21 protein-coding genes are annotated in these 25,610 nt (G+C 38.5%); 3 read left to right on the top strand and 18 right to left on the bottom strand.

What is annotated here, in order from left to right:
* Positions 1-175: 175 nt before the first annotated feature.
* The 3 genes from AC0C45_RS11245 to AC0C45_RS11235 all read right to left on the bottom strand — a co-directional run bounded on the left by AC0C45_RS11245 (position 176) and on the right by AC0C45_RS11235 (position 3,160).
* Positions 176-892, bottom strand: a complete 717-nt coding sequence (locus AC0C45_RS11245; RefSeq protein ID WP_047930874.1) for a YjjG family noncanonical pyrimidine nucleotidase — start codon at positions 890-892, stop codon at positions 176-178.
* Between the two features lie 36 nt (positions 893-928).
* On the bottom strand, positions 929-1,621 hold the full coding sequence (locus AC0C45_RS11240) for a Crp/Fnr family transcriptional regulator (RefSeq protein ID WP_047930875.1): 693 nt from the start codon (positions 1,619-1,621) through the stop codon (positions 929-931).
* A 165-nt stretch (positions 1,622-1,786) separates the two neighbouring features.
* Positions 1,787-3,160 (bottom strand): amino acid permease, encoded by a 1,374-nt coding sequence (locus tag AC0C45_RS11235; RefSeq protein ID WP_415761649.1) that lies wholly within the window; start codon positions 3,158-3,160, stop codon positions 1,787-1,789.
* Positions 3,161-3,449: 289 nt separating this feature from the next.
* On the opposite strand from AC0C45_RS11235, the gene AC0C45_RS11230 reads away from it, so the two are divergent.
* Positions 3,450-4,064, top strand: a complete 615-nt coding sequence (locus AC0C45_RS11230; RefSeq protein ID WP_016763573.1) for a LysE family translocator — start codon at positions 3,450-3,452, stop codon at positions 4,062-4,064.
* A gap of 186 nt (positions 4,065-4,250) precedes the next feature.
* Complete coding sequence (locus tag AC0C45_RS11225) at positions 4,251-5,393, top strand: SpoIIE family protein phosphatase (RefSeq protein ID WP_016763572.1); 1,143 nt, start codon at positions 4,251-4,253, stop codon at positions 5,391-5,393.
* A gap of 32 nt (positions 5,394-5,425) precedes the next feature.
* On the opposite strand, the gene AC0C45_RS11220 is transcribed toward AC0C45_RS11225, so the two are convergent.
* From AC0C45_RS11220 to AC0C45_RS11175, 10 genes are all read right to left on the bottom strand, one after another.
* Positions 5,426-6,280, bottom strand: a complete 855-nt coding sequence (locus AC0C45_RS11220) for a CheR family methyltransferase (RefSeq protein ID WP_016763571.1) — start codon at positions 6,278-6,280, stop codon at positions 5,426-5,428.
* 18 nt (positions 6,281-6,298) lie between these two features.
* Positions 6,299-9,052: a CHASE3 domain-containing protein gene (locus AC0C45_RS11215; RefSeq protein ID WP_472928143.1), complete on the bottom strand. Its 2,754-nt coding sequence runs from the start codon at positions 9,050-9,052 to the stop codon at positions 6,299-6,301.
* Between the two features lie 620 nt (positions 9,053-9,672).
* Positions 9,673-10,554, bottom strand: coding sequence for a glycine betaine ABC transporter substrate-binding protein (locus tag AC0C45_RS11210; RefSeq protein ID WP_047930878.1), 882 nt, complete (start codon positions 10,552-10,554; stop codon positions 9,673-9,675).
* A gap of 21 nt (positions 10,555-10,575) precedes the next feature.
* The gene (locus tag AC0C45_RS11205) at positions 10,576-11,439 is read right to left on the bottom strand and encodes an ABC transporter permease (RefSeq protein WP_047930879.1); all 864 of its coding nucleotides are present in this window, start codon (positions 11,437-11,439) and stop codon (positions 10,576-10,578) included.
* A gap of 2 nt (positions 11,440-11,441) precedes the next feature.
* The gene (locus AC0C45_RS11200; protein WP_472928142.1) at positions 11,442-12,695 is read right to left on the bottom strand and encodes a quaternary amine ABC transporter ATP-binding protein; all 1,254 of its coding nucleotides are present in this window, start codon (positions 12,693-12,695) and stop codon (positions 11,442-11,444) included.
* Between the two features lie 80 nt (positions 12,696-12,775).
* Complete coding sequence (locus AC0C45_RS11195; protein WP_047930880.1) at positions 12,776-13,924, bottom strand: aromatic ring-hydroxylating oxygenase subunit alpha; 1,149 nt, start codon at positions 13,922-13,924, stop codon at positions 12,776-12,778.
* Between the two features lie 66 nt (positions 13,925-13,990).
* Positions 13,991-15,151 carry an N-methyl-L-tryptophan oxidase gene (gene solA / locus AC0C45_RS11190; protein ID WP_047930881.1) on the bottom strand — a complete coding sequence of 387 codons (1,161 nt, stop codon included), beginning with the start codon at positions 15,149-15,151 and terminating at the stop codon, positions 13,991-13,993.
* A 30-nt stretch (positions 15,152-15,181) separates the two neighbouring features.
* Positions 15,182-17,605, bottom strand: a complete 2,424-nt coding sequence (locus AC0C45_RS11185; RefSeq protein WP_034655247.1) for a GcvT family protein — start codon at positions 17,603-17,605, stop codon at positions 15,182-15,184.
* Between the two features lie 362 nt (positions 17,606-17,967).
* On the bottom strand, positions 17,968-18,609 hold the full coding sequence (gene hxlA / locus AC0C45_RS11180; RefSeq protein ID WP_034653267.1) for a 3-hexulose-6-phosphate synthase: 642 nt from the start codon (positions 18,607-18,609) through the stop codon (positions 17,968-17,970).
* 201 nt (positions 18,610-18,810) lie between these two features.
* Entirely contained in the window at positions 18,811-19,176 is a 366-nt protein-coding gene (locus AC0C45_RS11175; RefSeq protein WP_013056244.1) for a winged helix-turn-helix transcriptional regulator, read from the bottom strand.
* A 164-nt stretch (positions 19,177-19,340) separates the two neighbouring features.
* Between AC0C45_RS11175 and zwf the strand changes: the two genes are divergently transcribed.
* Entirely contained in the window at positions 19,341-20,855 is a 1,515-nt protein-coding gene (zwf, locus tag AC0C45_RS11170) for a glucose-6-phosphate dehydrogenase (protein ID WP_080743091.1), read from the top strand.
* Between the two features lie 152 nt (positions 20,856-21,007).
* Here the strand turns inward: zwf and AC0C45_RS11165 are convergent, their stop codons facing one another.
* From AC0C45_RS11165 to megL, 5 genes are all read right to left on the bottom strand, one after another.
* Positions 21,008-21,256 (bottom strand): hypothetical protein, encoded by a 249-nt coding sequence (locus AC0C45_RS11165; RefSeq protein WP_013082444.1) that lies wholly within the window; start codon positions 21,254-21,256, stop codon positions 21,008-21,010.
* 38 nt (positions 21,257-21,294) lie between these two features.
* Positions 21,295-21,780: a PaaI family thioesterase gene (locus tag AC0C45_RS11160; RefSeq protein WP_237893742.1), complete on the bottom strand. Its 486-nt coding sequence runs from the start codon at positions 21,778-21,780 to the stop codon at positions 21,295-21,297.
* Positions 21,781-21,922: 142 nt separating this feature from the next.
* Positions 21,923-22,765 (bottom strand): aldo/keto reductase, encoded by an 843-nt coding sequence (locus AC0C45_RS11155; RefSeq protein ID WP_016763559.1) that lies wholly within the window; start codon positions 22,763-22,765, stop codon positions 21,923-21,925.
* A 117-nt stretch (positions 22,766-22,882) separates the two neighbouring features.
* Entirely contained in the window at positions 22,883-24,127 is a 1,245-nt protein-coding gene (locus AC0C45_RS11150) for a Bcr/CflA family efflux MFS transporter (RefSeq protein ID WP_016763558.1), read from the bottom strand.
* A 213-nt stretch (positions 24,128-24,340) separates the two neighbouring features.
* Positions 24,341-25,528, bottom strand: a complete 1,188-nt coding sequence (gene megL, locus AC0C45_RS11145) for a methionine gamma-lyase (protein ID WP_016763557.1) — start codon at positions 25,526-25,528, stop codon at positions 24,341-24,343.
* Between the last annotated feature and the right edge of the window lie 82 nt (positions 25,529-25,610).

Genomic DNA, 25,610 nt, shown 5'->3' with positions numbered 1-25,610 from the left:
TGCTTTTGAGATAAAACTGTTTAAATTTGTATTGATTACTTTAACCATCCTATTTATAGACCAATATCCCTAGCAGATTTTAAGCCTTTGAAAGCCGTAAAATAGAAAAAGTGCCAACCCTTTTTGTTTAAAGAAAAGGTTAGCACTTTTTGCGTTTTCTAACGTTTATACACTTTTACACTTGTACCGAAGCTACTTCATTATTTACGTTCAGCAGGATATAAAGCTCTTGAAGCCATCCTATTTCATGGGTAGAATTCCAATTTGTATCATTCTTTTTTTTCTGCGGATTAAACCAACACGTATCAATACCGGCTAGCTGCCCGCCTTGAATGTCTGCACTCAAAGAATCTCCAATAATTAATGTTTCATGTACGGACAACTCTGTTATACGTGAAAAAACATAATCAAAATATTCCTTCATAGGCTTTTGAAAGCCCGTATCTTCTGAAACAAATACTTCTTTAAAATAAGGATATAGACCTGAGTCCTGAAGGCGTTTATATTGCGTAGCCGATACGCCATTTGTAACAACATATAACTCATAGTGACAGCTCAGGTTTTTAATTACCTCAAATGCTCCGTCAATTAGCTGATGGCCATTGTTCAAATACGTTCGGTACTCTGCTTCGAGTAGCTTTCCGTCTTTTTCTATTCCATATTCTTTACATAGAGTAGAAAAGCGAGTATTTACAACTTGCTCACGGCTTATTTTATTTTCTTCAAAAGCTGTCCATAACCCCTGGTTTATCAAACTATAACGTTTTTTGCTTTCCTCAGTCAACGGAATATCGTGGTTAGCAAAAAGAAGCTGTAAAGCCTGCTCTTCGGCTGCGTTAAAATCTAAAAGCGTATTATCAATGTCAAATAGAAGCGTTCGGTATGTTTTCATTCTTCTCTCTCTCCTTCAACTAATCTATTACTTTGTCTACTCGTATATATTGTCGTTTGCTAGACAGCTCAGTTTTTCTTTATCTTTAAGAATAATGGAGCCTTTCTTTTTTTCAATAACTCCTTGCGCTACGAATTTCTGAAGAACACGATTTAAATGCCGGTAAGTCGTTCCGATTAAATTAGCTATATCTTTTAGGCTTTCTGTTTTTTGGTTCATAACCAAATGTGATTCTTCACAAAAAATAGAGAGCAAGTAGCTAGCCAGCCGCACTTCAACTGGGTACATTAAATTAAAGCTTAGCGAGTTCGATTTTGCGCAAAACTTTTTTGTGAGCATTTCCAGTAAAAACGTCAGCAGCTGTGGATCATTGCTCGCATGCTGCTTTAATCGTTTGTATGATATACCGATAACAACTAAAGGTGAAACGGCTTCAACCGTATTCATAATATCAACATCTTGTATATACTCAATATCGCCTATTACTTCAAGGGGCTGCTTAAAGGAAAGAACAAGCGTCTTGCCTTCGGGCGATATGGTATAAACTTTAACCTTGCCTTTCACCAATATGTACAAACAGTGAGACGCGTCTCCTTGAGAACAAAGACGTTCTCCTGCCTCAACATCATACAGTGACAAATGCGGTAGTAACTCTTTTTTGAAAACCGACTCTAATTTATAAGTATTTATATACTCCATCAGCTTTTTCTCACTCGTAATTTCCCTCATGTTTTCCTCTCCATCATAACGGTTTCTTTTATTAAACAATAACATTTCCTAAAATAAAAAGGACATATGTCTCAAATAAATTTTTACGTTATATTCATAGCTCACTTTCAAGATAAATATATACACAAAAAGACTCTAGCTTGTTCGCTTAGAGTCTTTTTTTTGCTAAACGCTCTTTTTATTTCTACCGTATCCAACGTAAATAAAGACGCCAATCAGCATCCAGCCGATTGAATACATCCACGTTTTCATTGATAAGTTGAACATAAGAAAGATACAGCAAAGAATAGCAATAATCGGAATAAATGGTACAAAAGGTACTTTGAAACCTCGCTTTAGGTTAGGATGAGTTTTTCGCAGAACCAAAATCGAAAATGAAACGGCAGCAAACGTGACAATCGCTAGCATATTCGCTAAATCTGCCAGCTGTTTTAAATCAACAAAACCAGCTACAACAGCGCCTAACGCGCCCACAAGCCATGTGGATATGACAGGTTCGCTGTTTTTTCGGTTTACTTTCGCAAAAAGAGACGGCAATAATCCATCATGGCTCATTGACATCAGTATGCGAGGCACGACAAACAAATAAGCAAATACGACGGCCATAATACCAATAACCGCTCCTATAGATACAATGAGCGCTGCCCATTCTTGTCCTACACTATTGAGCGCATATGACAACGCATCGCCTACGTTTAGCTCTTTATAAGAAACCATTCCTGTTAATACTAATGCAATTACTACGTAAATGACTGCACAAACACTTAGTGCAATCAAAATGCCTAGCGGCAAGTTTCTTTGCGGATTTTTCACTTCTTCTGCCGAAGTAGAAATGGCATCAAATCCGTTATATGCAAAAAAGACGGAAGCTGCGCCTGCAAAGATTCCTTTCACACCAAAAGGAGTAAATGGATGCCAGTTATTTGTATGAATAAAAAAGACGCCGACGGCTGCAAATAACAGAACAATACCTATCTTGATTAAAACCATTAAGTTATTTATTTTTTTACTTTCTTTTACCCCTCTTGTTAATAAAAACGACATGCACAGGACAATAAATACCGCAGGAAGATTAATAATACCTCCACCGCTTGGTATGGCCGTGAACGATTCAGGAAGTCTAATACCAAATTCAGTAAGCACATTATTCACATAAGATGACCATCCGCCCGCTACGGAAGCTAAAGATACCGTATAGCATCCTACGATGGACCATCCTATCAAATGCGCTACAAATTTTCCTAGTGAAACATATATGTATGTATATGCGCCTCCCGAACTTGGAATAGCTGAACCAAATTCTGCATAACACAGCGCAACAAGAATACAGGCTACTGCAGAAATAACAAAGGAAATGGAGACCGAGGGCCCTGCATCCCTCGCGGCAACTAACCCTGCTATAACCAGAACTCCTGTCCCAATGGTTGCTCCTACTCCCATCAAAATCACATCAAATAACCCTAGTGTCTTAGTTGATTCTTTTGCCGCATTTTCCTCTAATAGCTTGTTAACATCTTTTTTTGCAAACAGATTACTCATGATGACTAACCTCTCTTCATCTCATTACGAATGACTACTTTTTAGTGGTAGATCTTTCTATATATGTAACAGTGAATTATTTTACTACATTTAATTTTCTGTGTAAAATAATTTAGTTTTTTAACTTTTTAATGATTAAAATAAATTTGCTAGTGATGTTTTTTATAACATCATTATGATGTAATCGAACAGACTAAAAATATGTGTTAACAACTTTCTCAAAATTGGCTTCATTCACGATTGCTTTTGTACTATACTAAAGAAAAACTTCTTAGGAGCAACTTAAAAGATGAACTTATTTTATTTTCTAAAGGGGTTAGTGATCGGCTTTTCCGTTGCTGCACCCGTCGGTCCCATCGGTATTTTATGCATTAATCGCACGTTATCTAAAGGGAGATTGCATGGGTTTGTATCCGGGCTGGGGGCAGCTACAGCAGATGCTCTTTATGGATGCATCGCTGCGTTTGGCCTAACGTTCATTACAACCTTTTTACTAACCCAAAAGATTTGGCTTCAGCTGATTGGAGGATTATTTTTATGTTATTTAGGTGTACAAACTTTTCGTTCTCAACCTGCAGAGCACGCTGCTGCTGCTAAAGGAGAAGGTTTGCTTCGTTCTTATACATCCGTTCTTTTTTTAACGGTTACGAATCCAATGACGATCTTATTTTTTATTGGCGTGTTTTCTGGTGTAGGCATTAGTAAATCAGCATTTGATGTTGCTTCTGCGTTGACAATGGTTGCAGGCGTATTTTTAGGATCGGCCTGCTGGTGGCTTTCGCTCAGTTTTGCTATTAGTCTTGCCCGGTCGAAGTTTACGAATAACAGCTTGATTTGGGTAAATCATATTTCGGGAGCGGTTGTACTGACTTTCGGGATATTTGCGTTATACAAGTTGCTATAAAAAGTAATTTATCTCCTTTTCTGGGGACAAGTTGCTTTTTAAATAGAAAAGAATAATCTTAAAAAATACCCTAAACGCTGTGTTTTCTGTATAATAGATAAATAGAAAAACAGAAAAAGTATAAAAAATGCTTGAAAACTACATACTCAATCATTAGTCTTCAAACATAATAAGGGGAAATAAAGCATGACCATTCTTCTAGTAGATGACAATCAAGTCAATCTATTTGTGATTGAAAAAATTTTAAAAGGCGCTGGCTACGATAACTGTGTGTCTCTTACGTCTGCCCATGCCCTTTTTGACTATCTTAACCTGGACGATGAGAACTCAAAAACGAATTCGGTCGATTTAATTTTACTTGATATTATGATGCCCGAAATCGATGGAATCGAAGCCTGCAGGCGAATCCAGCAGGTAGAACGCTTAAAACATATTCCAATTATCTTTGTCACAGCTCTAGAAGACAGCAGCAAATTAGTAGAAGCTCTAGACGCCGGTGGAACAGATTACGTCACAAAGCCGATCAATAAAGTGGAACTGCTGGCTCGTATGCGGGTAGCCTTACGCCTTAAAGCAGAAATTGACTGGCACACGGAACATGAAAAGAAAATTCAAACTGAGTTAGATTTAGCTACGCACGTACAGCAAAACTTACTTAGTCCCCCTTTACGAGAGAAAGATATTCAAATGGAAGTTTCTTATTATCCTTCTTTTAAATTAGCAGGTGATATGTACTATTGGCACAAAATTGACGAGCATCGGTACGGAATTATTCTTTTTGATATGATGGGGCACGGCATCTCTGCCTCGCTTGTTTGTATGTTTATTTCGTCTGTGCTCAGAGAAGCTATCAAGTCCCTCGTAGACCCTGAGCAGGTTATTACAGAGTTGAATCGCTACATGGAATTATTGCACAGCGAAAAAGATGAAATCCCTTACTATTTCACTGCTATTTATTTAGTGATTGATACGGAAGCTAAGACAGTAGAATATGTGAATGCCGGGCATCCAGAAGGTTATATGTTAGTGGATGAACATATGCTCGTTCCTCTTCAACGAGGAAGCTGCCCTGTAGGGTTTTTTGAAGAAATGGACGTTCAGAAATCTGTTGTCAGCTTTGAGAACGATGTGCAAATTTTGCTATTTACAGACGGAGCTCTTGAATCAATGGGCCCTTGCGAAAATGAATCTGCTCTTCGTCTTCAAAAGCTTACTGAACAAAAATGGACAAATCCGCAGACATTTATGAATGAAATTTTTTCAGAAGAACAAAAGTTAAATCAGCCTGATGACATGTGCGTGCTTATGATTCAAGCACAAGCACAATAAAGAAAGACCTCACCAATGAGGTCTTTCTTTTTTTATTGCTTTTGATAAATGCGCTCGTTCCCTGCAAACTCGATATAAGAAGCTCCTCCTTCAGCAAAGCGAAGCGTTTCTTTATCACCAAGCCCAAGAAATCCTTTTGCACACAGGCTTTCTGAAAATAAATTATACACTTGATTTTGCAGCTGAGCTGTAAAATAAATAAGGACGTTTCGGCAAATGATGACGTGAAATTCATTAAATGACTGATCCGTGACTAAATTATGCTGAGCAAAGATAATATTTTTTAACAGCGACGGATGAAAATATGCATAGTGATGGTCCGTCTGATAATATTCTGAGAAGGCGTTCTTTCCACCGGCTTGAATATAATTTTTTGTATATGACTTCATTTTACGTAAAGAAAAAGCACCTTGTTTTGCTTTTTCTAATACATCTTCGTTCATATCGGTTGCGTAAATGACCGTTTTATCCATTAACCCTTCTTCTTCTAAAAGAATCGCCATAGAAAATACCTCTTCGCCCGTTGCACAGCCAGCGTGCCAAATGCGAATTTCTGGATAATCCTTTAATACCGGAATCACTTTTGTGCGAAATGCTTTAAAAAAGCTTGGATCGCGAAACATCTCTGTTACATTTATCGAAAAATCATTTAAAAGCTGATTCATAAATTCTTCTTCATGAATCGCTTTTTCTAACAATCGAGATACAGTTGGAATACGTTCAATTTTCATTCGATTATAGACCCGACGACAGATAGAAGATTTAGCGTACTGCCTGAAATCGAATCCTGTTAATCGATAAATAGCCGTCAGCAGTAAATCAATCTCTAAATCTGTTTTTTTATTCATAACTAAGTCTTCACTTAAATCTAGGTGCTTCATATCCATTTATGTTTCATACCCCGCTTAATTTACTAGCCATACACGCATAACGGAGAACAGCTGATTTAAATCTAAAGGTTTGCTGATATAATCTGATGCTCCAGCTTCCAAACATTTTTCACGATCATTTTTCATCGCTTTAGCGGTTAATGCAATAATAGGCAAATCAACAAGCTTTAGCTCTCCTCTAATTTTCTGCATCGCTTCATATCCGTCCATTTGCGGCATCATAATATCCATTAAAATGAGATCAAATGGTTCACTATCCTTCATCATTTCAAGACACTCTATTCCGTTATGAGCTGTCATAATGGTCATACCTTGTTTAGCTAGCGCAGTTTTTAAGGCAAAGATGTTGCGCTGGTCATCATCTACGATGAGCACTCGCTTATCCTGAAACACATTTTCATCATCTTGCAATGAAAGTTCAACTGGTTGTATAGGATGGTCAATTTCAGTTATTTCTGCTTCAGGTTCAGCTTCTTCTACAGATACTGCTACTTCTTCATATGCAAAATTTACTTTTTTATAGTCAACAAGACCGTTAGAGAGACTAGGAAGATAGAGTGTAAACGTACTTCCTTTTCCTACTTCACTGCTTAGGGAAATCCAGCCGCCCAATAATTTTGCAAACTCACTGCAAATAGATAAGCCAAGTCCCGTTCCTCCGTACTTGCGAACCGTAGCTCCATCCGCCTGCTGAAACGCTTCAAAAATAAGCTGATGCTTTTCTTTTGGTATACCAATCCCTGTATCAGCTACAGCTATTTCTAGCCAGCAATCCGTATCCACTGTACGCATAGCTGTTGTAAGACGATGGTCAGCTACTCGTTGAATGGATACTGTGACAGATCCCGATTCCGTAAATTTAAATGCATTTGATAAAAGATTTTTTACAATTTGCTGGAATCTCTTTTCATCTGTGTGAATGATGTCCGGTACATCTTGTGCTTTATTAATTTTTAATTGTACTTTTTTCTGTTCAGCAACGTGGCTGAAATTACGTTCAATTTGATCTGGAAGCTCACTCATATTCATCTCAGCAAGCAAGACATCTAGTTTTCCAGACTCTACTTTTGATAAATCCAAGATATCGTTGATTAACGCCAACAAGTCTTTTCCTGAAGAATGGATAATACGAGCATATTCTTCTTCATCTTCAGATAGCGTTTTAGCCGCATTTTCCTCAAGCATTTCAGACAGAATAAGAATGCTATTAAGCGGTGTTCGAAGCTCGTGCGACATATTAGCAAGGAATTCAGATTTGTATTGAGAATTCAATTCCAGCTGATGCGCTTTTTCTTCTAAATCTTCTTTTGCAGCCTCTAATTCAAACGATTTTTCTTCTGCATCTTTTGTTCTTTCTTCTAGCTGTTCATTAATCATACGCAGCTCTTCAGACTGCATTTGCAGTTCTTCTGATTGTGTTTGAAGTTCTTCAGACTGAGCCTGGAGCTCTTCTGTCATCGCCTGAGATTCTTTTAATAGACGGGCAATTTCCATACGTCTGATTACACCATTGATAGTGAGACCAAACGTTTCAATCACTTGACTAATAAGTTCTTGCTCTAAAACTGTAAATTCGTGCAGCGATGCCAGCTCGATAACTGCAATTACTTCATCTTCAAACAAGACGGGTACAATAAAAATACTCTTAGGTTTTACGTCTCCTAATCCTGAAGCAATGAGCTGGTATGTGTCAGGTACATCGTTTATGACAAGGGTTCTTTTTTCTAAAGCAGCTTGTCCAATGAGCCCTTCGCCTATTAAAAAGCTCTCTCTTCCCGCGTCGCCTTTTCTATCTGCAAAAGCAGCTTGTTTGACGAATAGATCTCCTTTATCATTTTCTTCTCGAACATAAAATGCTCCGAAAGAAGCTCCTGTCATTTCTGAAACCGTAAAGAGAAATTTTTCCGCAAGCTTGTCTACAGATGCTATGCCTTGGTACATCGTTACAGCGTGAGCAATGTTCGTTTGCAGCCAGTTTCGCTCTTCAATATTTTCTAACAACGCGTTCGTGGCTATCCCTAAATCTTTAATTTCATCATTAGATCGAACTTTAATTCTTCCTTTTAGCTCGCCTTTTGCAGCCGTAATTTGTTTGATCGTTTGCGTAACTTCTTTAATCGTATTCACAATGGAATTGGACAAAACAATAGCGATAGCAAGTGAAATAAGCGTAACAAATAACAGCAAACCGTAAAGTCCAATTTTAATTTTTTGATTTTTCTCGTCTAACTCTGTTGCTCTTGTTTCAGTCGATTTTTTCTCTACATTTCTAAAAGAAGTAAACTGGCTGCGTATATTATCCATATACTGGCGCCCAGGATCTTTCTCAAAAAACTGCTGAAGCTCTTTTGTATTATTTTCTTTTTTTAATGCAATGGTCGGTTCACCAGCGGCTTCAATCCAGTCTTGAATGCTTCCTTTAATCTTCTCCAGTTTCTCCTGCTGATTTGGATTATTATTTATAAGCTGATACAGTGCATTATAATCTTTTTCCCAACTTGATGCTGCGCTGTTATAAGGTTCTAAGTAACTCGCTTCTCCTGTAATAATATAGCCTCTTTGTCCGGTTTCCATATCGAGCAGGTGTTTTTCAATTCGATTGGTCAGATCATGCACTTCAATATCATGATCAATGATAAAATTTCGTTCTTTTTGCAAAGATGAAATTTGACTGTTTAAAACAATAAATGCAATAAATAAACAGACAATAACAATTAAATACCCAATAATAATTTTGGATTTGATGCCAAACCTTATTTTCTTTTCCATAATGTTCCTACTTTCATTCTAGATATTCTTCTAGAAGCATTCAAAAAACATGTTTATTTTTGCCGCTGGACAATTTTACTTTCAGTACACACTCTCCACTCCATCTTCCTTTACTTGATAGGGCTTCTCTCTTTTTCCTATCAATTCAACATTCCTATTATACACTCTATTTTTGTGCAGAAGAATATTTATTGTACAAGAGGGAAAGATTAATTTTCCAGTTTGGAAATATCTATTTTCAAGCTGTCTATAAAAATAGGCCCATGCTGTTAAAAGCATGAGCCTATCTTACAATATTTTTGTACACAATAAGGTAATGAAAAGTAATTTATGCTTTGGGGAATCACATAAATTATGAGAACATAGGTGTAAATAAATACTTACATGCGAAACGTAAAGCATTCATTATTTAAATTGTACTTGGATAGTAGAAAGCAATGCCATTTTTTTTAATTTAAATATATTTTTTTAATTTACATATCAGGTTAAAAAACTTTCATTTATTGAGCTTTTCCCGAACTTAATCCGTTAGAAAAGCTGCAGATAAAAAGTTCTCTCACAAAAAAACCGTCTCTAAGTTAATAGCTTCACTTATGAGACAGCCTTTTCTTTTCCTTCTATTATTTCACCCAGCTTTCCGTCACTTTTTTATTTTTAGAAATCCAGTTTTTCACACCTTTTGTTTCGTCTTTTGCACTGTTAATTTCTGATTCTAAAGATGCTAGTTGATCGGCACTAATAGAAAAATTTTTCAGCCACTTTGCTGCTTCTGGATAATCTTCTTTAAATGCCTTTTTGCTAATCGACTGTATTTTTTCAGGTCCAGTTGGATTCATCGTATTTTTGGGATCTTTTAAGTATCTGAGATTATACTTTTCAAAAGCCCAGTGCGGGCGCCATAACGTAACAACAATGGGTTCTTTATTAGCAATGGCTTTATCTAATTCCGATAACATGGCGGCTGTGCTGCTTTCTACTAAATTCCAGTCTTTTAACTCATAGCTTGGCATCGCATGATCTTTAGTAAGACCGTTTATTCCAGATCCTGGTTCAATACTAATAATCTTTCCGTTAAACTCATCTTTCTTATTTTTTAAATCAGCTAGTGACTGCGCGTCTACGTAGTCGGGAACGGCCAATCCGCTATCTGCTTGATCATACCAAGTACCGAGCACGTCAACTTGTTTTCCAAATCTTTTCATATAAGAGCTATGGGTGGTCGGCATCCATACATCCAAAAATAAATCAATGTTTCCTTGAGCAACTCCTGAGAAAAGCGGAGCTACGTCACTTTGAACTGCTTTAACTTTATAACCTTTTTCCTCTAATAATTCCTTCCATAGAAACGTAACAGCTACGGCTTCGTCCCATGGTATGTATCCAATTGTAATTTCTTTTTTAGTCGTCGCGCTGCTTGCCGTATTGCTATTGCCGCATGCGGAGACAAGCAGCATAATGACGATTGTTAGCATAATAAAAAGAACTTTTTTTGATTGTTTCATATACTCCCACCTTTATTCATTTTATTTACTTGATTGAATACCTTCTCTTTTTTGAGTAGAAAGGTGCGTCAGACGATCTAAAATAACGGCAATAATGACAACTGCAATCCCGCCGATAAATCCTAAGCCTACATCCAACATACTGATGCTTCTTAATACCTCAGCACCCAAGCCTCCTGCACCGACCATTGAAGAAATAACAACCATCGAAAGAGATAGCATAATAACCTGGTTTACACCCGACATAATCATAGGCAAAGCGAGCGGCAGCTGGACTTTAATTAATTTTTGCCATTCCGTCGCTCCAAAAGCTTCTGCCGCTTCTAAAGTGGTTTGGGGAACTTGCTGAAGTCCAAGCAGCGTCAGACGAACGGCAGGCGGCATTGCGAAAATAAAAGTAGCAATAAGAGCTGTAACATTCCCTAATCCAAATAAAAGTACGGACGGAATTAAGTAAACAAAAGCAGGCATTGTTTGCATAATATCAAGAATGGGCCTTATCACTGCTCCAACTTTGTTAAAGCGGTGTGATAATATGCCTAAAGGAACGCCAAATAGAAGTGAGATAATAGTAGAAGCTAAAACGAGAGATAAGGTCAGCATCGATGCTTCCCATAAATTCAGGCTAATAATAAGAAGTAAACCAAAACACGTAAATACAGCTATCTTCCAATCTGTTAGCCATAGCGCTAATAGAACAAAAACAACGACCGTTACTAACGGAGGAGAAGCGGTCAATACCCATTCGAGACTGCTTATTAAGCTGGTCATTATCTGGTTGATTCCAGTAAATACACCTGAAAAACTATCAATCATGTAATCAACAAATGAGTTTGCCCATTTATCTAAAGGGATACGAGGAATCGTCGCGGAATTTACCATCATATTTATCGGACCTCCATTTGATATGACTTAACTTCTTGTTGCTCAGTCACTGCAGTACGTTCAGTGAGATTTGCAATAAGAGTGCTTGGGGAAATCATACCTTGTAGGCGATGATGATTATCAACAATGACTACAGGCGAATGACTGTCTGTAAATAAAGGAATCATTTCTTGTAAAGACATATCTGGATTAACACAATGGGGCTGTGTCATTTCTTTGCCTTTTAAATCATGCTTATGAGCTTCTATCAGCTCCATCACCGTATAAATGCTCATTAAGCCCAATAAGCGGTCAGCACTATCAAGAACAAAAATAGTAGATAAATGATTGGTTCTCATTCTTCTTAATACGACTTGCGGTGATTCATACTCATAGGCAGCCGTTTCTACCGGAACCACCGCATCTTTAGCAAGGCGAATTTTGCCGTAATTAACGTCTTGAACAAGCAGCTTTACATAACCGGTTGCCGGTTGACTTAAAATATCTTCAGCGGTTCCAAGTTGTACAATTTCCCCGTCTTTCATCACGGCAGCCCGGTGGCCTAAAGTTAATGCTTCATCTAAATCATGCGTCACAAAAATAACTGTTTTTTGTACTTCTCCCTGAATATCAAGAAATAGCTTTTGCATATCTCTTCGAATAAGAGGATCTAAAGCTGAAAAAGGCTCATCCATCAGCAAAATCTCCTGTTCAGAAGCAAGAGCTCTCGCTAGTCCAATCCGCTGCTGCATACCTCCTGATAATTCATAAATTCTTTTATAAGCTTGTCCATTTAAGCCCACCATTTCAAGAGCCTTTTTCCCTCGCTTTTCTCTTTCATTTGCTGATACACCTTGTATCTCTAGACCGAATGTAATGTTGTCAATCACGGTGCGGTTTGGAAGGAGGCCCACATTTTGAAAGACCATCCCAATTTTATTTCTCCGGACTTCCTGAAGCTGTCTTTTTGGCATATGAGAAATATCTGTGTTTTCTAGATATACCGTCCCTTCTGTCGGTTCTACAAGCCCGTTCAAGCATCGAAGTAAAGTAGATTTCCCGCTTCCTGATAATCCAATTAACACAAAGGTTTCTCCCTTTTTCACTTCGAAATGAGCATTGTAAATAGCAACGGTTGTCTTAGTAGCTTGTTCGACTTCATATTTACTTTCTCCAGCTTCTCGTAGCTTAAGAGCCTGTTCTTTTTGACGGCCAAATACTTTTGAAACATCGGTAACGCGGATAATGGGTTCTGTTAGTTTAGAGCTTGTACTCAATTTATTTCCCCCTTTTTTTAAAGTAGATTGTTAGAGGTGATCTGACACCTCAAGGTAACGTGTCAGACCACTTCTACTTACTATTCGACCTTCATACCGATTGCTTCCAATACATAATTGTAAAATTGAGAAACGTGCTGTTCGATAGGTACTAAAATACCTCCTTCTTTATAAGATTTTGAGCTCATATTTTCTTGACACCACTCACACGCTTCAAAGTCTTGTAAATTAACGCGATGAAATAATTCCACGGCATCTTTTGGGTCAAAATCAGGCTTAGCCATTTCTTCCGGGTCGAATAACCATTCACAAATCACTTTAGACTTTTCCGCACTAATTGGAATAATACGATGAATAATAACGTGATCCGGTGTTAAATTGATAAATACAAGCGGCAGAACGGTAATGCCAAAATACGTGCGGTCATCTTCCGGAAGCAATCCTTTTAGCATAGGACGGCTTCCTTTCCCGCTGATTGAAAAAGCTTCTAATTCATTCCCAAACTTAGCTCCGCCTCCCACGGAACTTTGAGTGCCGACTCCTGAACGAAATTCAGGCAGCGTTGCCGTAAGTTCAGGATGAATAGAGGAACAGTGATAGCACTCTTGAAAGTTTTCTACAATAAGCTTCCAGTTTGCCTCGACTTCATATTCTTCACGATGAGCGGATTTCAAGTTTTGAATTTCATATCTAGCAAACGTATAAAGTTCTCCAAAACGATCAAAAATTTGTGCGTCTAGCTGATATTCAACAGATATAGGATTGTCAGATAAATTAACCCAAACCATGCCGTGCCACACTTTAATGTGAACGGATGTTAGTCCGTAATTTTCATTATGCACGAGTTCTTCTCGACAGCGGCTTGTGTTAGGAACACCCACTAAATCACCATCTAAGCTATAGCTCCACGAATGATATGGACAGCGAATAACACCTGCTTTACCGGATGCTTGGCTGCACAGCTTAGCTCCTCGATGCCGACATACGTTCAAGAATCCACGCAGCACGTGATCTTTTCCTCTAGTAATTAAAATATTTTCGCCTTCAACTCTCGTCGTAATATATTGTCCTGGTTCCGCTATTTCGTATTCAAATGCAACTAAACTCCATGATTTAGAAAATATATGATCTTTTTCTAACTTAAAAATGTCTGAAGATGTATACAGCTCTCCTCTCAACGTGGGCTCAAGTCTCCCATTATCATTCACTAAACCATGTTCCATAACCATCTACTATTCCTCCTTCGCTTCTTTAGAAACATTTAAATAGAACCATTCGCAAGAGCTGACGACGATTTATACTATTTTATTCGCCGCAAATCGCTGCGGAGTAAACAAATCAATTGGGTGATTAGTTTTTCCCTCTATCACTAAATCTGCTAAAATCTCTCCTACTACGCTTGCAAACTTAAAACCATGTCCAGAAAATCCAGCTGCAATCGCTACTTGAGGATATTCAGGATGCAGTGAAATGACAAAATGTTCATCTGGTGTATTGGTATACATGCACGTTTTCCCTTGTAAAAATCGACCGTTAAGCTGTGGAATACCTTGAGCTAGATAGTGCCGCATCATGTTCACTTCGTCTTCATATATATTTCGATCAATCGTTTCCGGCGTACACGCTGTTCCTTTTCGAAAAAACGCCACTTTTGCTCCTTCAGCCTTTAATCCAAACGAAGGGAAACCATACAACTGTACATAATCATCTGCTTCCCAAATATAAATCGGCTGTTTTCCCACTGAAAAAATATCTATTCCTTGTGTTGGTTCAAAAAACATTTGCACATGACGCTCTACTTGTAAGCTAACACCCAAATCCCGTAATAAATCAGGTGCCCAAGCGCCTGCAGAAATAATGATTTTTCCAGCTTCATATACTCCATTAGCTGTTATAACGCGCACGCCTTCACCAGAAGGATGAGCTTCCCACGACACCACTTCCTCAAAAAAATGAAGCTCAGCTCCGTACTTTTCTGCTTGAAGAAGGTGAGTATATACGCTCGCTTCCGGCCTAACGAATCCAGCTCTTTCTTCATATAGAGCAACCGTAGCAGGTGAAGGTGTAAACGCCGGAAACCGTTTGTAAATATCCTTTGCTTCTAGAATCTCATACGCAAGATTCCACTGTTTAGAGCTTTCGATGCTTCCAGAAACCGTCAAACTATCAGGAGGTCCCATCATAAGTCCACCGGTAATCGTAAGAATTTCTTGACCGCTTTCTCTTTCAATTTCATTCCATAATTCGTAGGCGCGAAGCAATAATGGAACGTAAGCAGGGTCTTCAAAATACGACTGTCGAATGATTCTAGAACCGCCGTGACTCGATCCTAGGTCATGAGCGGGACCGTATTGTTCTAACCCCAATACCCGCTGACCTTTTTTGGCGAGCTGATAAGCAGCCGTACTCCCCATAGCTCCTAATCCGATAATAATGACATCATAATGTGTTGACATCTGCATTCCTCCTGTCTTTCGATTGATCAATTAAACTACCGCTGGGGAGTGTGTCATCATTGTTGCTTTATAACGCTGTCCAAAGTATTCAACTTCTAAAACCATTTCTTCATGTACAGCTTGAGATAATAAAGTGTGTACAATTCCTTTTCCTAAGCTGTATGAATAGCCGGCACTTGTCACAAATCCGAGGGCTGTTTCTCCATAAAAGACCGGTTCATATCCCATTACTATCGCTGAAGGATCATCTAATATGAGCGTCGCTAATACTGTTTCAGAATCTTTTCGCTGACGATCAAGCAATGCCTCTTTTCCAATAAAAACTGGTTTTGTTAAATCAACCATTTCATGAAGGTTAACTTCATATGGATGATGCTCGCTCCAAAAGTCTTTCCCGCTTTTTAAGGAAAAAGATTCAATTCGAAGATTTTCAAGAGCTCGGTCTCCCGCGGCAATCAGCTGATAAGGCTGTCCTTGCTCAATTAATACATCCCATAAATTCAGACCTTGATCAGAAGTCGTAATCAACTCCCAGCTCTCCATTCCCCCGTAGGAATCACGCAGAGCAAGAACTGAACTCTTTTCAATAAACAAGGTTTTCGCTTGCCCTTCAATCCAAGTGCTGCTAAGTTCTGAGCATTGAACCACGGACTTCATTACTCCTGTAGCTTTAGGACCAATTAATGCTATACTGCATGTCCCTGACGTTACATCTTGAAAAACAACTTGACCGTTTTGAGGCACGTGTTTTTGAATCCAGCTTGCTTCTACGGCTCCCGTACAAACAATCAAGAAAGTGGATATATTTTTGCGAATAACCATTATTTGATCTTTTATGCCGCCTCGCTCATGCAACATACACGTACGTATGCTTTGCCCTACTGTAATGTCTATATTTCCTGTCGTTAGCTTCTGTAAAAACTGGAGAGCTCCTTCCCCTTTAATTTCCAACCTTTTCTTTGCTGCCGTTGTATCGTAAATCGCCGCGTACTGACGAGTATGCAACTGTTCAGCCTCGATAATCGGTGACCAATATTCAGCCGACCACCCCTTTCTTATAACCATCTTCTTTTCATATGTGGATATAAGCGGATAGTTAGCTTCATACCACTGCGGCTGCTCCCACCCTGCTTTTTCGTTAAAATACGCTTTTAGTTCTTGCTGACGCATATAAAATGGACTTACGCGCATGTTTCGCGATACTTTTCGCTGCATAAATGGATGATGAATGCTATAAACCTCTTCATATTCTTCAATAGACCGCTGTTTGTAATAAACAGGGCTGCATGCATACGTATCGAAACGATTAATATCGCATAGCTCCAAATCCACAGTCGGTGCACCATTCATCAGCCATTCAGCCATTTGCCTAGCGACACCTGCAGAGTGCGTTACCCATATGGCTTCGGCTACCCAAAATCCCCCTACTGCTTGTGATTCGCCAAGCAGCGGCATCCCATCAGGTGTGAAGGAAAAAATGCCGTTCATTCCTTTTTTTATTCCTGGCTGTTTTAATGCCGGAATTAGTTCCAATGCATCTTCCCACGGTTTTTCAAAATCTTTTGGTGTAAAAGGTTTAACAGAAGGCATTTCTTTTGTTTCTCCGTATTTTGTAATGTCACTGAGTTCGATTGGAAACGGCTCATGCTGATATGACCCAATCCCAAGCCCTTTGTCTACCTGACGAAAATAAATTGCATTATCTTGATCTCGAATAAGAGGAGTCGCGACTTCTTCCGTTTCTCCGTTTAATTCAAGTAAATCATTTGTAAACACATATTGATGAGCCATCGGCTGAAGAGGAATTGTTACACCGACCATTTCTCCGATGCGAGGTCCCCAAAATCCGGCACAGCACACGATTACATCTGCTTCAAATTTTCCAGCACTCGTGTACACTGCTTTTACTTGACCATTTGTCACTTCGATATTCGTCACTTCTGTATGACCGTAAAATTCTACTCCGCACTCTTTAGAAAAACGAGTCATTTTATCAACGGCATGCAAAGGTTTGGCAATACCGTCTGAAGGAACATAGAGACCTCCGCAAATACGATCAGGACAAATCAACGAATTTTTTTCCGCGCATTCCTGCGGTGAAAGAAGAAGAGCTTCGATTCCCCATGAGCTGGCAACACCAGCCTTTCTCTTTAGGTCTTCTAATCGCTCTGGTGTACGGGCAACTTCTAAACTGCCGACAGGATAAAACGAGCGCTGTTCATCTGTACTCAACTCTTTAAAGGTCTCGACTGTTTGAGAAGCTAGTGTTGTCAGGACTTTTGAAAAGCTAAGCTGAAATACAAGCCCCGGAGCGTGAGAAGTAGATCCTCCCGTTTCGAACAAAGGGCCTTGCTCAATCACTGTTATGTTTCTTTGCCCCATTTTACTTAAATAGTAGGCAATGCTGCACCCGACAATTCCAGCTCCTATCACTACTATCCTCTTATGTTCCATCACTTTATATCTCCCTCCTTTTTTGGTTTGAAGATGTTAAATATTGTCGATAGTTAATTATATTTTTAAGATTCATAATTTTCAAAGTATTTTGTTAAAAAGTGTGACATAGATTTTTTTAGACTTTCTTCCGCTAATGTTCGGATAACGCTTTCTTAACTTTAAAATATCAGAAAAACTGCCGTCTTTTTCTTTCGAATAACGAATTTTAAAGAAACTATCTATCTGTCAAAATGACACTTATCAATGAATGGTTATATCAAAAATGACGGAAAGAAGATAGCTAAAATAACTTAGCTATCTTCTTTTTAAACCATTTACCGATTAATTAATTTTGAAGGCTTAAATACTTTTGCTTATTTTTAGACCAAAGTTGCTTGTTTGACTACTTTTTTCATTTCTTCTGCAACGTTTCTTTTGTCTTTTTCACTTGTAATCCCCCCGCCTACAATCACAAGATCCGGCTGTGATTGCACGACTTCAGGAAGTGTATTCAGTTTAATACCTCCTGCCACCGCTGTTTTTGCATGTTTTACAACTCGTTTAATCGTTTGAAGCTGCTCGAACGGGGTTTCTCCTTCAGCTTGAAGATCATACCCTGTGTGTACACAAATATAGTCAACACCGAGCGCATCGACTTCTTTTGCACGTTGCTCAAGGTTTTTTACATTAATCATATCAACAAGAATTTGTGTTCCTTGTTTTTTGGCCTCTTCTACAGCGCCTTTTATAGTCGAATCATCAGTAGCGCCAAGAATCGTAATAATACTAGCACCCGCTTCAGAAGCTTTCATTACTTCGTAAGCACCTGCATCCATAATTTTTAAATCAGCTAATACCTTTAAAGACGGAAAGGCTTCCTTGATTTCTTTGACTGCTTTTAGCCCTTCGTTAATTACAACTGGAGTTCCAATTTCTACAATATCGATATACTCTTGAACCTCCTGCACTACTTCTTTTGCCTCTGAAATATTTACAAGATCCAATGCTAATTGAAGTTCCATACTTACTTCACTCCTTCATTAAATGGGGTTGTCTAGCATGAATTCATTGTAAAACCGTTACTTTCAAAAAAAAAGTAGGCACTTTTAAAACATATAGTCACTAAAAATATACTATGGACGCTTCAATGCAGCGTATCATTTGTATTTGTTTTAGAAAATTCTGAATAATAAGAGTGGTTTTATCCTTCTCACCAAAAGATTTTAACCCATATGGCTGGAATTATTCATTTCAGGCTCTATAACGGTTTCCATATAATTTTTTCCCCACTCATCCATGCTCTCAAGGATGGGCATCAAGCTTCTCCCGTGTTCAGTCAAGGAATATTCAACTTTTGGAGGGACAACCGGATAGACTTTTCGGTGAACGATTTGATCTTCTTCCAATTCTCGCAGCTGACTTACTAACATTCGCTGAGTAATTCCCGGCATCATGGACTTTAACTCCCCAAATCGTTTCGTCCCTTCTTTTCCTAGGTGCCACATAATCAGCATTTTCCACTTGCCTCCAATAATCGTTAACGTTAATTCCTTTTCACAGTTAAACGTTTTGCTAAAAAGTCTGCTCAATCCTTTTTCCTCCCTTTTTATGCGTAATAGTATAGTTTTAGACACTATATGAAAATAAAGTGTCTACTTATAAAGGAAAATTGTACCTGCTATACTGTAATCTGTAAAGGTGGTAAAAGACTATATTCACTGCAATAGACCGTTAAAATAAAGGAGGAGATCAATTGGGCAGTGTAGCTCGTTCACGTGATAATTGTCTCAAGTCTCATTCACCACAAGCGTTAGAAGTGGATTCCATGACCTTTATCTTATTTGGAGCAACAGGAGATTTAGCTAAAAGAAAAATTTTTCCTGCGTTATATAATTTATTTTTAGATAAAAAGCTTCCTTCTTCCTTTTCTATTGTTGGTACGGATAGAAGCAACTGGTCTGATGATGCCTTTCAAATATATGTAGAAGAATCAGTAAAGACTTTTTCAAGGCGCTTTAGACAAGGTGAATCCAAGATAAAAGAATTTCTTAAGACAGTTCGCTATCATAAAATGGATGTTACCAATAGTGATGGATATGACCAGTTGCTGCATGCTATTCAAGAAGGCGAAGCAGAATTAAATATTCCTGAAAATCGTCTTTTCTATTTATCAGTGGCTCCTGAATTTGTAGACGTCATTGCTTCAAATATAAACAGCGGCGGATTAGGATCTACAAAAGGCTGGAAACGTCTTATTATCGAAAAGCCTTTCGGACACGATTTACAATCTGCTCAAGTGTTAAATCAAAAGCTTACTGAAACGTTCAATGAAGAAGAGATTTATCGTATCGACCACTATCTAGGAAAACCAATGATCCAAAATTTGGAGGCTTTAGCATCTGCAAACCCTATTTTACAAGCACTATGGAATCATCACTACGTTGCAAATGTCCAAATTACAGCTAGTGAAACAGTTGGTGTAGAAGAAAGAGCGCCTTACTATGATCAGGCCGGTGCAATTAGGGATATGCTCCAAAACCATATGCTTCAAATGCTTATGATGACTGCCATGCAGCTGCCAAAGACACTTAACATCGCAAAGACTCGCCAACAAAAGATAAAAATTATGAAAAGCCTTCGTCCTCTACAAAAAGAGTTTATCCATTCGAACGTCATAAGAGGTCAATACGAAGCGGGAAAAATCCAAAATCGTTCCGTTATAGGATATAAAGATGAGCCCGGCATCAATGCTGCTTCCGTTAATGATACATTTATAGCAGTGCGGGTATGGATTGATCATGAGCTTTGGAAAGGAGTACCTTTCTATCTTCGCACAGGAAAAAGAATGAGTAAAAAATGCACGCGTATCGTCATTGAATTTAAACATCCTTTAAAGGATGTTTATACAGACGAAGAAGTTATTCCCAACCTTTTGGTTGTCGAAATCAGCCCAAATGAAGGTATATCACTGCAATTAAACAGCAAAAACCCTTTGAATGATAATAAAATCGAACCTATTTTTATCAATTTCTCAACAAATCAAAGAGAAGTACCCGAAGCTTATGAACTGCTGTTAGTTGATGCTTTACAGGGAGATTCCACATTTTTTGCTCATTGGGAAGAAGTTGAATTATCTTGGAAATGGGTGCAACCTATTTTAGAAGTTTTTAATGATGAACGCTTTCCTCTTCATTTTTATCCTGCGGGTACGATGGGACCAGCGGCTTCAAATCATTTGTTAGAAGACGACGGGTTTAAGTGGTGGTGATTACTTTTAATCTCGTTAAAAAGAGGCTGGGGTAAAAGCATTTTATTTGAAGAAAGATCCGAACGATGAAGCGAGATTCTTGATGGAGAATCCAACTCGTTCGGACTTTTTCACTGTGGTCGTAAACGTAGGTTTACTGCATGTAGTTGCTTCTAGTTGTTCGTATTTTCTTTATTTAATATCAGCCATTTGATTTTTCGATCTCGCTCTTTTCTTTCTTGTTCATCAACCAAATCATATTTCTTCAGCAAATGAAACATCTCGTTTAATGTTGTTTGCGAAGGATTTCGTACGAGAAACTCATGAAATAACGAGCGAATATCTTCTGGCAGCCATTGTGACTGCGAGTTAAACTTCTGCTGTACATCTTCTACCGAGTGGTCTAAATTACATTTACCCATACCTTTTCCTCCCTTTTTATGTAACTGTTTTACATTTTTCAGTCTTCTTTTTGTTTAAACGTAGTTGGCATAACAACTGCTACAACTTCTCCGGTCGCAACAATGATGTCACTCGCGTATACTTCTGTTTTAACTCTCCATTTCTTCGGGTGAATTTCTTCAACCGTTCCTATTGCTTTTAGTACTTCACCCTGCGGCGTTGGTTTTTTAAAATCCACGTGGAGAGAACCGGTAACAAATCGCGGCGGCTCTGCTGAATCTCCTATTTCGTAGCCATTTTTACGGTATAGAGCAAGAGAAGCAGAGCCTGTTCCATGGCAATCAATCAGTGATGCAAGAAGTCCTCCATAAACAAATCCTGGTATAGCTGTATGTTCAGGCTTAGGTGTATAAAGGGTAATAGTTTTTTCTCCTAACCATCCTGTCCGAAAATGATAGCCTTCCTGATTTAATCGGCCGCATCCGTAACACCATGCAAAATCATCCGGATATTCGTCTTGAATCGCTTTTACTACTTTTTCCATAGTTCACCACTCCTTTTTTCGGAATATTTTAACACATTTTCTTCTACAATCGTTAGAACTAAACGGACTATTTTCAAGCTTAAATAACTAAAAATCATAATAGAAGAAAAGCCTCACTTAAAAAGTAAGTGAGGCTTTATAATTAAAATTCTTCATAAGCAGAGGGGTCTTGATTATTAAGTCTTCCATCCTCGCGATTTAATTCTGAAATCATATTCATCTCAGTTTCATCTAAAGAAAATGAAAAAATGGATATGTTTTCAAGCTGCCGCTTGCGAGATGACGATTTTGGAATTGAAATCGCTCCTAGCTGATAATGCCATCGCAAAATTACTTGTGAAACTGTTTTATTATGACGGTCGGCAATTTGTTTAATTGTTTCATTTTCTAAAACAGCACTTGCTCGCCCTAGCGGACTCCAAGATTCAATTTGAATGTTTTTCTCCTGATACCAATTTCGATATTGATGTTGATTAAAAAAAGGATGCAGTTCTATTTGATTGATACTTGGCAAAATGCCGGTCTCTTTTTCCAAGCGCTCAACATGCTCGGGAAGAAAATTACAAACACCAATTGAACGAATTAAGCCCCAGCGCTTCGCATCAATCAATGCTTGCCAAGCTTCTACATAATGATCTTGTTTAGGATTAGGCCAATGAATAAGATACAAATCGTAATAGTCTAAATTCGCGCGATATAAAGATTCTTGAATAGTAGGAATTGCTTTATCATACATATGGTAGCGCCCTGGGAGTTTAGATGTAACGAATAGTTCTTGTCTAGAAACCGGTGTTCTTCGAAGAGCTTGGCCCACGGTGCCTTCATTTTCGTAATTATAAGCTGTATCAATTAGACGATACCCTACATCAATCGCACTCGTTATAGCGTTGACTCCTTCATTTCCGTTAAGCTTATATGTACCAAAACCTATAGCAGGCAAGGTTACCCCGTCATTAAGGGTTATTTCAGGAATTACTTTACTCATTATTATCCACTCCTTTCGATCATGCCCTAAGGTTAGCATATATTATCCAATACTTGAATAAATTTGCACCACTCATTTTCACAAAGGAGTGATGCTTTCAAACAATCAAAAAAGTGATTACGGAGAAACCTCCGTTTTAAACTCATTAACTTCGCACTTTTCTGTTTCTTTCTTGTTTTTAGTTAACGTAAAGAAAGCTACAAAACCTAAAAGCGCCGTACTAAATAAAATAGCAGCCATCGGAATCGCTGTGGTTTCGTTAATACCCACTAAAGGAGAAACAATTGATCCTAAAGTTAGCGGAAGCATGCCTAACACGGCACTCGCACTTCCTGCTCTATGTCCTTGATTTTTCATTGCCAATGTCACCGAGCCTGTGATCGTCATTCCTATAGAGATCATGTAAATAAAAATGGGAATAACAATCGTAGCTAGCGGCCCTTTAAGCATGGTCATGATAAGAAGTACGCTAGTAGCACTTACAGCCGTAATCACGGCAATGCGAAGCAGGCTTCTTTCATGAAGAATTCCGCTAAAGCGCCCTATAATAAAGCTTCCAGTCACAATGGCCAAGCCGTTAATCCCAAACAAAATGCTGAAAATTTGCGGAGAAACATGGTAGATCCCTTGATAGACAAATGGAGTGCCTGATACATAAGCAAAGCTTCCTCCGTGGACCAGTCCGACAATTAAGGCATACCCAATAAAAGAACGGTCTTGTAATAAACTGCCCATCGTGCGAACGGAATGACCAATTGAGCTTGGCGTTCTATTTTCAATTGGCAAAGTTTCTTTTAAACGCATTGAGATTGTTAGAACAATTAAAAGACCTATTAAACTTAAAAACAAGAAAATAGTATGCCAGCTTGCAAAAGGAAGAAGTAAAATAGCACCTCCGGCCATTGGTGCTATCATTGGCGCAAAGGCATTGATAACCATTAACAGAGCAAAAAACTTCGTAAGCTCTCTTCCACTAAAAACGTCTCTGACAATGGCTCGAGAAAGAACAACTCCTGCCGAAGCCGTAAACCCTTGTAAAAAGCGTGCGATGACTAAAGCTGTAATAGTAGGAGCCAAAGCACAGAGCAAGGACGATATCATAAATAAAGAGATGGAGATAAGTAAAGGCCGTTTTCGTCCCTTCGCATCACTGATTGGACCAATCACGATTTGACCAATGGCAAGGCCTAATAAACACGATGTTAAACTAAGCTGAACAAGTGAAGCTCGCGCATCTAAATGATCAGCAATAGCAGGGAAACTTGGCAAATACATATCGATATTAAGGGGACCTAATATCGCAAGCGTGCTGAGGAGAAACGCCAATCCTAGACGTTTTTTTCCAGTTGGGTTATGAAGCATAATAGCAGAGCACCTTCCTCACCTAAATATTGTATTTTTACAGATAACCTTTAGTCTATTGAAAGGCATCTCTTCTGTCTAGGACATTTGTCTAAAGATGTAGGTAAAGTTCTATTCGCAAAAAAGGATGTATGAGTGATGACATGCGGTTGATATTCAAAAAACAACGCCTGAAATATCCTTAAGATACTTCAAGCGCTGTTTGAACGTTTGTTATATACTATCTAATGCCTGCTGTAAATCTCTCATAATATCTTCCCATGCTTCCAGTCCAACTGATAAACGAAGGAGTTCGTTTGAAATTCCCATTTCTTTCCGAGCTTGTTCCGGCACAACTGCATGCGTCATCGAGGCAGGATGCTGAATAAGTGTTTCAGCATCTCCAAGACTCACCGCAATAGAAATGAGCTTAAGCTGATTAACCACTTTTACGGTTTCTTCATAACCTCCTTTCACTTCAAAGGAGAGAAGCCCCCCTCCTTTTTTCATTTGCTTTTGCATGAGAGAATAAGCAGTGCTTTTTTTATCACCTGGATAATAAACGGCTTTCACCTTGGGGTGGAGACTTAATTGTTTTGCGATATGTTCAGCATTCTCACAGTGACGATCCATTCGAACGGCCAGCGTTTTTAAGCCTCGGAGTAATAGCCAAGCATCAAACGGTGAAAGAATGCCTCCGATATCTTTTTGCGTCGTTTTGCGCAGTACGGAAATAACTTCTTCGTTCCCTACTACAATTCCTGCTACAACATCTCCGTGTCCACCAATAAATTTTGTTGCGCTATGAATGACTAAGTCGCACCCAAGCTTCAGCGGCTGTTGCAAATAAGGAGTTGAAAAGGTATTGTCTACTACCACAGGAATTCCTTTTTGTTTAGCGATAGAAGCAACTAACTCTAAATCTACTAAAGTCATAGTCGGGTTAATCGGTGTTTCAATATAAATACATGCTGTATCTTTTCTGATAGCAGCAAGAATTTCTTCCTCAGTTTCCAAGTTGGAGAAAGAATGATGGATTTGATATTTTTCCTCAAGCATTTCTAAGAGACCAAATGTGCATCCATACACTCCTTTAGAACATAAAATATGATCGCCTGCTTTTGTAAGTCCAATCAATACAGCGGATACTGCAGCCATTCCCGATCCAAATGCCAAAGCGGCTTCTCCTTCTTCAAGCTGTGCCATACGCTCTTCTAAAATGGTGACCGTTGGATTCGATAACCGGGAATATACATAACCATCTTCTGCTCCGCTAAACCGGTTTGCACCTTGTTCTATAGATGAAAATGTAAATGTAGACGTTTGATAGATAGGCGGAGCTAAGCTATCAAAATGATGTTTTGATTCATACCCTGCGTGAATGGCTTTTGTTTCAAACTGATATTTCTCTTTTTCGTTCATACGGCTTCCCCCTTATGCACACAAGCACTATGTCATTTCTGAAAAATGTAAGCGTTTTCTTTTATTATATTTCTCTTTTCTT

This window comes from Priestia sp. VA7, assembly GCF_055710015.1.
This window is presented reverse-complemented; position numbering and strand designations above follow the sequence as displayed.